Raw genomic sequence first — 12095 nt, 5'->3', positions numbered from 1 at the left:
GCGGGCGAAGATTTAACCGGTCGATGATTCCTTGTGGAGAATATGCTCGACCTCATCGCGTACACGAACTGCGCTCACTCGCCGGCCGTCGAGGACGCGTGGAAAGCCCCGGACCACGGGCAGGCGGCGGGGTACTGCGACGTCGACTTCTGGACTGACCTCGCGCGCCGACTGGAGCGAGGCGGGTTCTCGGCGCTGTTTTTCGCGGACGCGTTCAACGTGGCGTCGCAGTATCGGGGAAGCATCCGACCGACGGTCCGTCGCGGCGAGCAGTTCCCCGAGAACGACCCGTTGCCCCTGCTGTCGGCGCTGGGGGCGGCGACCGACAGCCTCGGTCTAATCGCCACCGCCTCGACGTCGTTCTATCCGCCCTACCTTCTCGCGAAGAAACTCTCGACCATCGACCACCTCACCGACGGTCGCTTGGGTTGGAACGTCGTCACGTCGTCGGGGGAGTTGGAGTTTCGCAACGTCGTCGGCGAGTACGTCGCCCACGACGAGCGCTACGAGGTTGCCGACGAGTATCTCGACGTCTGCTATCGGCTCTGGGAACATAGCTGGGACGCCGACGCCGTCGTCACGGAGCGGGCGAGTGGCACCTACGCCGACCCCGATGCCGTCTCCTTCATCGACCACGACGGCGAGTATTTCGAGGTTCCGGGGCCGCACATGTGTGCGCCGTCGCCACAGCGGACGCCGATGCTGTTTCAGGCGGGGCAGTCCGAACGCGGCCGGGAGTTCGCCGCGAAACACGCCGAGGCGACCTTCTCGTTTCATCTCAGCCGCGGAGGGTTCGAGGACTACGTCGCCGATATCGTCGACCGGGCGGCCGAGTACGGGCGGTCGCGCGACGACATTCGCTTCTTCCCGGCGGTCACGCCCTACGTCGCGCCCACCGAGTCGGACGCCGAGTCGCTGTACGACCGCGTCATCGACTACATCGACCCCGAGACGGGACTGGTTCGCTTGTCGAATCACTTCAATCACGACTACAGTCAGTACGACCCCGACGCGCCGCTGGCCGACCTGCCCGTCGAGGGCATCCGCGGCGCGCTGAAGGTCTTTATCGATGACGACCGAGAGTGGACGGTCGGCGAGGCGGCGAAACGCTACGCCCGATATCCGGCCGTCGAACTGGTGGGCGACGGCGCGAGCGTCGCGGACGAACTGGCGCAGTGGCACGCGGCCGGCGCGGACGGCCTCGTCGTACTGGCGCCGCTCGTCCCCCGGTCGTTCGAGGCCGTCTGCGACCATCTCGTCCCCGAACTCCGTTCCCGCGGGCTGCTTCCCGAGTCGCCGCCGACGGCGCCCCGGACCCTCCGAGAGCGACTGTTCGACCGCGAGGACCCCACCCTCGCGGCGTCGCACCGCGCGTGGGAGGTCGCTCCCGAGCAGGGAGAGCGCTGACGGACCGTGGATTTAGGTGTGATGCCGGCCCAGAACTGGCATGCGCGTCCGGGACCTGCCCCTGTCGGCGGCCGTCATCGACCACTTCGAGTCACAGGGCATCGAGGAACTCTACCCGCCACAGGTCGCGGCGGTGGAGGCGGGCGTCACCGAGGGGCGCCGCCTCGTCGCCGCCGTCCCCACCGCGAGCGGCAAGACTTTCGTCGCGACGCTGGCGATGCTGACCGCCGACGGCCCCGGACTCTACATCGTCCCGCTCCGGGCGCTCGCCCGCGAGAAGTACGAGACGTTCGACGCGCTGCCCGGCGTGAGCGTCGGCATCTCGACGGGCGATTTCGATTCGGCCGCGGCCGACCTCGCCGACAACGACATCGTCGTCGCCACGAGCGAGAAGGTGGATTCGGCCATCCGCAACGGCGCCGACTGGATTTCTGACCTCGCCTGTGTCGTCGTCGACGAGGTGCATCTCGTGGGGAGCGAGGGTCGCGGGCCGACCTTGGAGGTGACGCTTGCCACCCTCCAGCGCCGGGCACCGGGCGTCCAAATCGTCGCGCTCTCGGCGACGGTGGCGAACCCGGACGAGATAGCCGACTGGCTGGACGCCCGCCTCGTGCAGTCGACGTGGCGCCCCGTCGACCTTCGGACGGGTGTCTACGCCGACGAGTCGGTGCGCTTCGACAGCGACGCCGTCCACGACCTGTCGGTCCCCGGCGACCCCGACGACGCCACCGATGCGACGGATGCCCTCGTCTCCGAGACGGTCGCTGACGGCGCGCAGGCGCTCGCGTTCGTCCGGTCGCGCCGCGAGGCGGAGACGCTGGCCGAGCGCCTGTCTGGACTCGGCTCGTCGCCCGACGTGGCCGAGGAGGTGCGTGACCTCGACGGGACGGAGACGGGGCGCCGACTCGCGGAGTGCATCGAGGGCGGCGTCGCCTTCCACCACGCGGGCCTGCGGAGCGACCACCGCGTCGCCGTCGAGCGGGCGTTCCGCGACCGGGACCTCCGCGCCATCTGTGCGACGCCGACGCTCGCAGCGGGGGTCAACGTCCCCGCGCGCCGAGTCGTCATCCGCGACCAGAAGCGGTACACGGGGTCGGGGATGGAGTGGCTGCCGACGCTCGAAGTCCACCAGATGTGTGGCCGGGCGGGCCGTCCCCACCTCGACCCCTACGGCGAGGCGGTGTTAGTCGGGGATTCGACCACGCGCGACGACCTGTGGGAGCGGTACGTCGAGGCCGACCCCGAGCGGGTCGAGTCGAAACTTGCGGACCCGAACGCGCTCCGAACCCACGTCCTCTCGGTCGTCGCCTCCGGCTTCGCCGATTCGCGGGCTGGCGTGCTTGACCTCCTCGACGCGACGTTCTTCGCTCACGGAACGCCGACCGAGCGGCTGAGCGGCGTCCTCGACACCGCGGTGACTGACCTCGCGGAGATGGAGATGCTCGTCGACGACGGCGGGTTGCGGGCGACGGACCTCGGGAAACAGGTGTCGAAACAGTACGTCACGCCCGAGACGGGTGCGCGCATCGTCGACGGCGTCCGGACTGCGGCCGCGTCGGTGACGCGGCTGACCGCGCTCGAAATCGTCTGTGACACGCCGGATATGCCAGACACCTACCTCGGAAATCGCGAGCGGGCGGATATGTATCGGTTCGCCCAGACTCACGCCGACGAGTTCACGACGAAGATGGGGGAGACGGAGGCGTTCGAGGAGTGGCTGACCGCGGTGAAGACGGCGCGCATCCTCCACGAGTGGACCGAGGGTGCAAGCGCCGCGGACTTGGTCGAGCGGTTCCGCATCGGCCCCGGCGATTTGGAGTCCCGCATCGAGCGGGCGGAGTGGTTGCTGGGGGCGGCGGACGCCATCGCCCGCGTCGTCGACGCCGAGTCCGAGGTGCCCTTCCGGGCGGTTCGGGCGCGGCTATAGTCAGTTCTCGCCGTCGCGACCGCCGGGGAGTCGGTGCCGGTAGCGATAGAGCAGGCCGCCGGCCACCGCGAAGGGCGTGAGGAAGACGAGCAGGTAGGGGGCGATGTACGCCGCGGCGACGACGGCGGCGCGGAGGACGACGCCGACGCCGTGAACGGATTCGAGGAACGCGGCGAGGACGGGCGTGTCGTACCACTGGTCGGGCGCGACGCGGTCGGGGCGTGGCTCACTCATCTCGACGGTGATGGTCGAGTAGGCGACCCGGCGTTCGAGACTCTGCAACTGCGCCTCCGTCTGCTCGATTTCAGTCTGCACTTCCGAGAGCCGCCGCTCGACGGCGAGGACGTCCTCCGTGTCGTTGGCGCGCTGATAGAGTTGGCGCAGGCGGTCACGCTCGGCGCGGAGATTGTCGAGTCGCGCCTGCAGGTCGACCACTTGGTCGGTCACGTCCTGCGTCGAGGTTCGGGATTCGAGGACCTCGCCCTCGCGCTCGACGACGGTCATCGTCTCCGAGAAGTTCTCGGCGGGCACCCGGAGGACGACCCGGCCGGACGTCCACGGCGTGTCGTCGCTGTCGTGGACCTGCTGTGCGGTGTCGGCGACGTAGCCGCCGCGCGCCTCGACGGCGGCCGTCAGGTTCGAACGCGACGATTCGTAGTCGTCGACTTGGAGGCGGACCTCGCCGGTGCGGATTATCGAGCGCCCGGTGGCGACGTTCGTGGCGTCGCCGGCGGTGGCGCCGTACTCGGCGTCGGCGCTCCCGCCGCCGCTGCCACCGCCCGCTTGCTCGGCAGTCACCGCGACCGAGGAGTCCCCGCCACTTACCTCTGCGCCGCCGCTCGCGCCGCTGCATCCGGCGAGAAGGACGAGCGCCGTGAGCAGTACGACGACCGTTCGTGAGTGGGCCATACTCCGGCGTACACCACGGGTATGGAAAAGTGTCCACCAAGACACAAACGGGCGTTTGACCGACGCGTACGGGTCCGTTTCTCAGGGGAGCGAACTATATATTATATACGTTATTTTTATCGTGACATAACGATAGTGTCGACGTATGACGACCGACCGCAGAGGCCGCGCGCCTCGGCTGCCGACCGCCGCTGCGACGGGGAGACCGTCGCCGACCGGCGGTGACCGACCGCGACGGCGCGCGTGGGAATGAGCGAGCGGATAGACGCCGCACTCGATGCGGTCGCCGACGAACGGGTCTCTATCGCCGCCGAGCGCGACGCGCTGATGGCGTTCGACCGCCGCGTCGCCGACCTGTCGACGGTGACCGTCTCGGTCGGGCCGTCGCTCGTGGCTGACCAGCGACAGTCCGACCGGTCGCTCGAACGCGTCCGCGAGGTGTACGCGGAGACGGTGATGAGCGTCCCTCACTACGAGGAGGAGTACGGCGACACGCTCGCGGAGAGCCTCGCGGCCGAGTTCGGGGACGACCTCGCCGCCGCGCTCCTGAACGGCGCGGCGCTGACGCCGACCGTCCGGAACGCCGTCCGCGCCGCGGCGGTGTCGGCCCGAGACGAGCGCGAGGAGTTTCTCGACGTGCTGGACCGCGAGGCGGCGTCGCTCGACGCGGCCGCGAGCGACGTGGCGGCGGTCCGGTCGGCGATACCGGGCGGCGACGGCTCGCCGAGGCGGCGATTCGACGACCTGCGGCGGGCGTGGTCGGACCTCCGGGACCTCGAAGCCCGCATCGACGGCATCGCCAGACGTCGACAGGAGACCATCCGCGGCCACCGGAGCGACCTGCCCGGCGTCCCCGCCGACCTGAGTGAGTATCTCTACGCGGACCTGCCGACGCCGTACCCCGTCCTCGCGACGCTGGCGACGGTCGGCGAGCGGGTAGCAGAGCGCCGGCAGCGAGTCGAGCGCGCGCTGGCGTCGACGGCCTGACGGGAAACGTTGAGGTGGCCGCCCGCCCGACGGTGGGGTATGCGACCCGAAGACCTCCGGGCGTCGATTCCGGTCTGTGACCACGACGTCTACTTCAACACCGGCGCGTCTGGGCCGGCCCCCCGTCCCGTCGTCGACGCGACGACCGACTTTCAGGAGCATCACGAGTTCGTCGCGCCCGTCGCCGAGGGCGCCTACCCCGCCGCGTTCGAGGTGTTCGACGAGACGCGGGCCGCAGTCGCCGACTTCCTCGGCGCCGCCCCCGAGGAAATCGCGCTCACCGAGAGCACCGCGGACGGCATCGCCCGCGTCGCGGCCGCCCTCGACTGGTCGCCCGGCGACGTGGTCGTGCGGACCGACCTCGAACACTCCGCGGGCGTGATTCCGTGGTGGAACCTCCGTGACCGCGGCGTCGAGGTGCACGTCCTCGAAACCGAGGCGGGCCGAATCGACCTCGACGAACTCGCCGACGCCGTCGCCGACGCGCGCCTGCTCTGTCTGAACTCCATCACGTGGAACTACGGGACCCGACTCCCCATCGCCGACATCGTCGACATCGCCCACGAGCAGGATACGCTCGTCCTCGTCGACGGCGTGCAGTCGCCGGGGCAAGTCCCGGTCGACGTCGGGGACTGGGGCGCCGACTTCGTCGCCGCCGCGGGCCACAAGTGGCTCCTCGGGCCGTGGGGCGCCGGCTTCCTCTACGTCGACCGCGAGGTGGCCGACGACCTGACGCCCGGCGTCGCGGGGTATCGAAGCGTCGTCGACCCCGGCGCGCTCGACTTGGAACTCACCGCCGGCGCACCCCGACTCGAAGTCGGGACGACGTCGCCGGCGCCCTACCGCGGGCTGACCGAGGCCATCGACATCGTGGAGTCGGTCGGCTACGACACCATCACCGACCGCATCGAGCGTCTGACCGACCGCCTGAAAGATGGCCTCGGCGACCGTCTCCTCAGTCCCCGACCGTACGAATCGGGGCTGGTGACCTTCACCGCCGAGGACCCCGAGGCGCTGGTCGACCGCCTCGCCGACGAGGGTATCCACATCCGGTCGCTCCCCTATCCCGACGCGGTGCGGGCATCGGTCCACGTCTTCAACACCGCCGGCGACGTCGACGCCCTCCTCGACGCGCTGTGACGCGCCCGGCACCTATTTGCCGCGCCGACCGGAAGCCGTAGGCATGATTGAGCGCCACGCTGGAGGTGCCGCGTGAACCGCCTCGACCCTCGGATTCGCGTCATCTGGGTGGGGCAGGCCGTCATCGCCGCCGCCGTCGTCGGCATTGTCTCTCTGGCCGCGTCCCGACTGCTACCCGTCGTTCCGTGGTGGGTCCCCGTCGCCGCCTCGCTCGCCGTCCTCGTCTTTGGCGTGGGCGTCGCGCTGGCGCGGTATCGGGTGTGGCGCTACGAGGTGCGCGACGATGCCCTCTATCTCGAACGCGGCGTGTTCACGCGCGTCCGAACGGTGGTTCCGTTCGTCCGCATCCAGCACGTCGACTCCTCTCGCGGCCCGCTGGAGCGACTCGTCGGTCTCGCAAGCACCGTCGTCTACACCGCGGGGTCGCGGGGCGCCGACGTGGCCATTCCGGGGCTGACGCCGGAGGGCGCCGACGACCTGCGCGAGCGACTGAAGCGTCTCGCCATCCGCGCGGAGGGCGAGGACGCCGTATGAGTCGGTCGCTCTCGCCACGCTCGGTGCCCTACCGCATCGTCGAGCGCGGGGGCGGCCTCGCCGTCACCGCCTTCATACTCTTCTCCGGCGCGTCGGCAGTGCTCGGCCCCAACGGCGACTCAATCGCCACCGCGCTGATAGCGCTCGGGGCCTGCCTCCTCGTCGGCTACGAAATCGCCTACTACCGCCGATTCGACTACGCGCTCGGCACCGACACGCTCGACATTCGCTCCGGCGTCGTCTCCCGGCGCAACCGCGAAATTCCGATTCGGCGCGTCCAGAACGTCGACATCAGCCGGAACGTCGTCCAGCGCCTCCTCGGCATCGCCGCCGTCGACTTCGAGACGGCGGGCGGAAGCGAGACGGAAGCCTCCCTCCGCTACGTCACGTTCGAGGAAGCAAAGCGCCTCCAGCGCGAGGTCCGACGCCGGAAACAGGACGTCGACACCGAGTCGGACGAGGGAACCGCCGACAGGACGACAGAGGAGACAGAGTTGTTTGCACTGTCGCCGCGCGAACTTGCGCTCGTCGGCGCGCTCTCCTTTGACGTTCGGATTCCGGGCCTCCTCTTCGTCCTCGTCTCGGGGAGTATGCCCGCGCTGTCGTCGGCCCTACCGCCCGGCACTGGCCTACCGGTCGCCGTCGTCGGCCTCGTCGCCGCCGCCCTCGTCATCGTCCTCGTCTCGTGGCTCGGGGGTGCCGCCGCGGCCATCCTCAACTACTACGAGTTCCGGCTGACGCGAATCGAGGACGAACTCCAGTACGAGCGAGGGCTGTTGCGCCGCTACGACGGGTCGATTCCGCTGGATAAGGTGCAGACGCTGACCATCACCGACGACCCGCTGAAGCGCTGGTTCGGGTACGCGTCGCTCCACATCGAGACGGCGGGCTACGCGCCCGGCGCGGGCGAGAGCGGGTCCGAAGCCGCCGTCCCGCTCGCGAGCCGCGACCGGGTGTTCGGCCTCGCCAACCGCATCGAGCCGTTCGGCTCGCCGTCGTTCGAGCGCCCGCCCAAGCGGGTGCGCCGCCGGTACACGCTCCGCTATCTGCTCGTCCTCGGCGTGCTCACCGCACTCCTCTACGGCGTCGTCACCGTCATGGGGTGGTCGCTCCCGTGGCCGGCGTACGCCCCGCTCGCGCTGGCGCCGCTCGCGCCCATCGGCGCCCACCTCACGTGGCGCCACCGGGGCGTCTGGCTCGGCGACCACCACATCGTCACCCGAAACGGCTTCTTCCGCCGGCGAATCAGGGTCGTCCCGTACTACCGGATTCAGACCGTCATCGACTCGCGGACGGTGTTCCAGCGGCGGTGGAGCGTCGCGACGGTCACCGCCGACACGGCGGGGTCGAACTCGCTCGGCGGCAACGCCGCCGCCGCAGTCGACGTCGACGAGGCGACGGCGACCGACCTCCGAGCGACACTCGAAACCCGGCTTCGGGAGGCGCTCGCAGCCCGGCGCGGGTGGATAGACGCCGAGCGCTCGGACACGACGAGCGACGGCTGACGGCGCGGCGCCCGCTCACTCGGTTCGCGGGACGGCGACGGCGCCGACGACGAACACCGCGAGGGAGACGACGCCGAGAACGACCAGATTGGTCGTCGGGGCGACGCCCGCAGTCGCCTCGCGCACGCCGCGCGAGAAGTACGTCAGCGGCGAGAGCGAAGTCACGGGGCGGAACCACGCCGGGAGCATCGACGGCGGGACGAACGTCTCCGAGAGCATCCACACCGGGAGCGCGACGGCGTTGCTGGCGGCGATGACGCCGTCCTGTGAGTCCGCGACCCGGCCGATGACGGAGCCGAGGCCACAGAACAGCGCGACGCCGAAGGCGACCAGCGGAAGGAGTGCCAGCAGTGCCGGGCCGCCGACGACGGACGCCCCCGTCACGACCAGAACCAGCCCGAACAGGAGCAGGCCCGCGAGGCCGATGATGCCGACGTTGACGAGCGTGTGGGCGAAGAGCCACTCCCAGCGCCGCAGTGGCGTCGTCGCCAGTTTCTCGAAGCGGTTGCCGTCGCGGTGGCGGGCGATGGTGCTTCCCACCCGCGAGAGCGGCGTGAACACCACGACGACGCCGAGATACGCCGGCAGGTAGTACGCCGGTTCGCGGGCGAAGAGGCCGCCACCCGTCGGCTGTGTCTGGACCAGCGCCCCGAAAATCAGTATCAGCAACACCGGGAAGAAGAAGGTGAAAAAGACCGCCGTCTTCCGGCGGACGAACGCTCGGAGTGCGGCGACGAACGCCGAGCGAATCCGGCGACCCCGGCTCATCGCTCGGCCTCCAGCGTCGCCTTCGCTCCGTCGTCCAGCGCGTCGCCGGTCAACTGGAGGTAGACGTCCTCCAGACTCGGCTCGCTCCACGTGAACGACTCGACGTCGACGCCCGCGCTCTTCAGGTCGTCGACGACGCGCCCGACGTCCGCGAGCGCGACGTTTCGGACGACGAGAGTTCCGTCGCGGTCGTCGACAGTCGCGCCCACTGCGTCGGCGACGGCGCTCGCGTCGAGGTTCCGGCCCTCCACGAGCAGGTGACTGTCGCCGGCGTGGGTGTCGATTAACTCCGTCGGCGACCCGACGGCGACGAGGCTCCCGTCGCGAAGCAGTCCCACGCGGTCGGCGAGGCGCTCGACTTCGGCCATCGAGTGACTGGTGAGCAACACCGTCGTCCCACCCGCCGCCAGTTCCTCGACGAGCGACCAGAGCGAGCGCCGACCCGCGGGGTCGATGCCCGTCGTCGGTTCGTCCAGAAAGAGGACGTCGGGGTCGTTGACCAGCGCCGTCCCCACACAGGCGCGGCGCTGCTGCCCCCCGGAGAGGTTCTCGTACCACGTTTCGGCTGTGTCCGTGAGCCCCACGTCGTCGAGGACGCCGTCGACGCTCCGCGGGTCGTCGTAGAGGCCGGCGTAGTATTCGATGAGTTCGCGCGCCGTGAGGCGGTCTGCGGGGTGAAACGACTGCGGGAGGAGGCTGATGCGGTCGGGGTCGACGCTCGCTGGCGCCGCTCCGAGGACGTATATCTCGCCGTCACACCGGGTCGTCCCCGTCAGCGCGCGGACGAGCGTCGTCTTGCCCGCGCCGTTCGGGCCGACGAGCCCGAACACTTCACCCTCGGGAACGGAGAGCGACACGCCGTCGAGCGCCACGGTGTCACCGTAGCGTTTGCGTACGTCCTCGGCGACGAGCGCCGGCGCCGTCTCGGATTTCGCTTCGGCCTCGACCATACCCGACGCTGGCGTCGGTGTGACAGTAAGGGTTCTGTTTCGGGCGAGTGAATCGGTCCATTTATGTCTCACCACCACCCGAGTTTGCATCGAGGGCGCTTAGCTCAGCCTGGACAGAGTGTCTGGCTTCGGACCAGATTGTCGCGGGTTCAAATCCTGCAGCGCCCATCTTCCTGCGACGAACGAAATGAGGAGCGGGTGATGTACCGTGACGGAGTTGAATCAGGGGATGGAGCGACGCGAAACGACCGTGGTTCGAATCCTGTAGCGCCTATCCCCATGTTCCGTCGCCTAACAGTGCCGTCTACTCATTCACGACCGCCGAACGATGACGATTGGGGGCTAGCCTCGCTGGTCACGGTCCAGCAGTGAGTGTGCCCGCCCCCTGTCATCGCGAGCTCGTTTACCCGCCCTCGAGTATGAACACCCGGTTGCATTCCGACATTTCGTCACGGTAACCTACTCACCAATCAGTTAGCCAGCTGATATTAGTCTGGGTTGTGTCGTCCAGCGTGGAGGCAACTATGGCAACCAATACCACAACGGTCTCGTCAGTATCGTCCGTAACGTCGACGCAATGGCTCGCCGGAGCGGCCGGCGGATTCGTCGGGAGCATCCTCTTCGGGTTGATGATGATGTTCGTCATGCCGGCTCCACTGCTGGAGGTGGTCATCCCGGCGATGTACGGTATCGAAGGCCCAGCGGTGCTCGCGGGCTGGGCGATTCACCAGTTCCACGGTGTCGTCCTCGGCCTCGCGTACGTCGCGCTCGTCCAGTTCGGACCGCTGCGTGAACCGGCCCGCGAATTCACCGGTGCAGTCGGTCTCGGCGTCGGCTACGGCATCTTGACGACGCTCGTCCTCGCGGTGCTCGTGATGCCCCTGTGGCTCGCCGCCGTCGGCTTCCCCGCTGCGCCCCCGTTCCCGAACGTCGCGTTCCCGGCGACTATCGTCTCGACGCTCGGTCACGTCGTCTACGCGATTCCCCTCACCATCGCGTACGCGATGTCGACGTAGGTTGTCGCCCTCCACGTCGCTTCTGGCGACACGCATAGCGCACGGCTGTCGCTCGGCTCTGATCGTCGCGGATGCGGTCGGTCGTGTGCAGTTGCTGCACATCGCCCCGTGGCTTTTGATACTAGAGCGTCTGCCTCACGGTATGGATTTCCGAGTACGAATTCCTCTCTGGGGGCTGCAAAACGCATGAATGCGAACGAACATTGGGTACGACGGGAGCGCTCGTTCCGCGGCATCTCGAAACGACTCTCAATCAAGTATCTCGAAACGCTCGGCGCCGAACAGGTGGACGACGGCCGTGTCGAGGCGGACGACTGGGTGGCCGACCTCTCGGCACAGACTGTCGGTATCGGGCCGTCGATGACGCTGACACAGGTCGACCTCGTCTTCGAGGGCGATCCCGACGTTCTGGACCCACTCATCGAGGAGTTCGCGCAGAAAGCGCTGCGCGCCGGCGGGTAAGCGCCGCAGACCGCGTATTCGACGTATTTCTGGCGAGGATGAAGACGTGGCTGTGCGTGCCGGCTACGGCACCGCCGGCCATTTATACGGATTGCGTTGGCTGTCGCCTGCCCTACAGTTCGACGTCGCTGACGCTCTCGACGTCGAAGCGGGTCACGTCGGGTTCGCCGTCGAGCAAGTCGGGGAGTGCGGCCTCGAACTCGGCGAAGTGGTCCGTCTCGACGTGGGCGCCGAACGCCGCTTCGTCTTCGTACTGTTCGACGAATCGGAACAGGTTCGGGTCGTCGATGTCGGTGGTGACCCGATAGTCGATAATCCCATCCTCTGCTCGGGACTGTTCGGCAAGTTCTCGCATCAGTTCGACCGCTCGCTCGCGGTGGGCCGGGTCTATCGGAAACGTCGCGTGGACGACGAGCATTACACTCCTAGCCGAGAGACGTGGGCGTATATGCGCTTGGCAGATGTGCGGCACCGTCGCACGAGGACGGAA

The 12095-nt window shown here is 68.7% G+C and carries 13 protein-coding genes and 1 tRNA gene; 9 read left to right on the top strand and 5 right to left on the bottom strand.

Annotation, left to right across the window (positions count from 1 at the left end; translation table 11 throughout):
- Positions 1–42 precede the first annotated feature (42 nt).
- Both ACQUSQ_RS03230 and ACQUSQ_RS03225 read left to right on the top strand, forming a co-directional pair.
- A complete protein-coding gene (locus ACQUSQ_RS03230; RefSeq protein WP_435067058.1) occupies positions 43–1407 on the top strand; it encodes an NtaA/DmoA family FMN-dependent monooxygenase in 1365 nt (454 codons plus the stop codon).
- Between the two features lie 40 nt (positions 1408–1447).
- On the top strand, positions 1448–3334 hold the full coding sequence (locus ACQUSQ_RS03225; RefSeq protein WP_435067057.1) for a DEAD/DEAH box helicase: 1887 nt from the start codon (positions 1448–1450) through the stop codon (positions 3332–3334).
- Here ACQUSQ_RS03225 and ACQUSQ_RS03220 read toward each other — a convergent pair whose 3' ends face one another.
- The gene (locus tag ACQUSQ_RS03220) at positions 3335–4243 is read right to left on the bottom strand and encodes a DUF4349 domain-containing protein (protein ID WP_435067056.1); all 909 of its coding nucleotides are present in this window, start codon (positions 4241–4243) and stop codon (positions 3335–3337) included.
- 249 nt (positions 4244–4492) lie between these two features.
- Between ACQUSQ_RS03220 and ACQUSQ_RS03215 the strand changes: the two genes are divergently transcribed.
- The 4 genes from ACQUSQ_RS03215 (at position 4493) to ACQUSQ_RS03200 (ending at position 8409) form a co-directional block, all read left to right on the top strand.
- Complete coding sequence (locus tag ACQUSQ_RS03215) at positions 4493–5230, top strand: DUF7260 family protein (RefSeq protein WP_435067055.1); 738 nt, start codon at positions 4493–4495, stop codon at positions 5228–5230.
- Positions 5231–5269: 39 nt separating this feature from the next.
- Positions 5270–6370, top strand: coding sequence for an aminotransferase class V-fold PLP-dependent enzyme (locus tag ACQUSQ_RS03210; RefSeq protein WP_435067054.1), 1101 nt, complete (start codon positions 5270–5272; stop codon positions 6368–6370).
- 123 nt (positions 6371–6493) lie between these two features.
- The gene (locus ACQUSQ_RS03205; protein WP_435067265.1) at positions 6494–6904 is read left to right on the top strand and encodes a PH domain-containing protein; all 411 of its coding nucleotides are present in this window, start codon (positions 6494–6496) and stop codon (positions 6902–6904) included.
- Entirely contained in the window at positions 6901–8409 is a 1509-nt protein-coding gene (locus ACQUSQ_RS03200) for a PH domain-containing protein (RefSeq protein ID WP_435067053.1), read from the top strand. Before ACQUSQ_RS03205 ends, ACQUSQ_RS03200 begins: the two co-directional genes overlap by 4 nt.
- A 15-nt stretch (positions 8410–8424) precedes the next feature.
- Here the strand turns inward: ACQUSQ_RS03200 and ACQUSQ_RS03195 are convergent, their stop codons facing one another.
- Positions 8425–9177: an ABC transporter permease gene (locus tag ACQUSQ_RS03195; RefSeq protein WP_435067052.1), complete on the bottom strand. Its 753-nt coding sequence runs from the start codon at positions 9175–9177 to the stop codon at positions 8425–8427.
- Entirely contained in the window at positions 9174–10127 is a 954-nt protein-coding gene (locus tag ACQUSQ_RS03190; RefSeq protein ID WP_435067051.1) for an ATP-binding cassette domain-containing protein, read from the bottom strand. Before ACQUSQ_RS03190 ends, ACQUSQ_RS03195 begins: the two co-directional genes overlap by 4 nt.
- 93 nt (positions 10128–10220) lie before the next feature.
- On the opposite strand from ACQUSQ_RS03190, the gene ACQUSQ_RS03185 reads away from it, so the two are divergent.
- Positions 10221–10295: transfer RNA gene (locus tag ACQUSQ_RS03185), tRNA-Arg, on the top strand.
- 295 nt (positions 10296–10590) lie between these two features.
- On the opposite strand, the gene ACQUSQ_RS03180 is transcribed toward ACQUSQ_RS03185, so the two are convergent.
- On the bottom strand, positions 10591–10773 hold the full coding sequence (locus tag ACQUSQ_RS03180) for a hypothetical protein (protein ID WP_435067050.1): 183 nt from the start codon (positions 10771–10773) through the stop codon (positions 10591–10593).
- On the opposite strand from ACQUSQ_RS03180, the gene ACQUSQ_RS03175 reads away from it, so the two are divergent.
- Both ACQUSQ_RS03175 and ACQUSQ_RS03170 read left to right on the top strand, forming a co-directional pair.
- Complete coding sequence (locus ACQUSQ_RS03175) at positions 10772–11143, top strand: hypothetical protein (protein WP_435067049.1); 372 nt, start codon at positions 10772–10774, stop codon at positions 11141–11143. The two genes, ACQUSQ_RS03180 and ACQUSQ_RS03175, sit on opposite strands and share 2 nt — an antisense overlap.
- A gap of 186 nt (positions 11144–11329) precedes the next feature.
- The gene (locus ACQUSQ_RS03170; RefSeq protein ID WP_435067048.1) at positions 11330–11605 is read left to right on the top strand and encodes a hypothetical protein; all 276 of its coding nucleotides are present in this window, start codon (positions 11330–11332) and stop codon (positions 11603–11605) included.
- A gap of 112 nt (positions 11606–11717) precedes the next feature.
- On the opposite strand, the gene ACQUSQ_RS03165 is transcribed toward ACQUSQ_RS03170, so the two are convergent.
- Positions 11718–12023 carry a putative quinol monooxygenase gene (locus ACQUSQ_RS03165; RefSeq protein ID WP_435067047.1) on the bottom strand — a complete coding sequence of 102 codons (306 nt, stop codon included), beginning with the start codon at positions 12021–12023 and terminating at the stop codon, positions 11718–11720.
- Between the last annotated feature and the right edge of the window lie 72 nt (positions 12024–12095).

It is taken from the genome of Haloplanus sp. C73 (assembly GCF_051195115.1).
Lineage (GTDB): Archaea > Halobacteriota > Halobacteria > Halobacteriales > Haloferacaceae > Haloplanus.
This window is presented reverse-complemented; position numbering and strand designations above follow the sequence as displayed.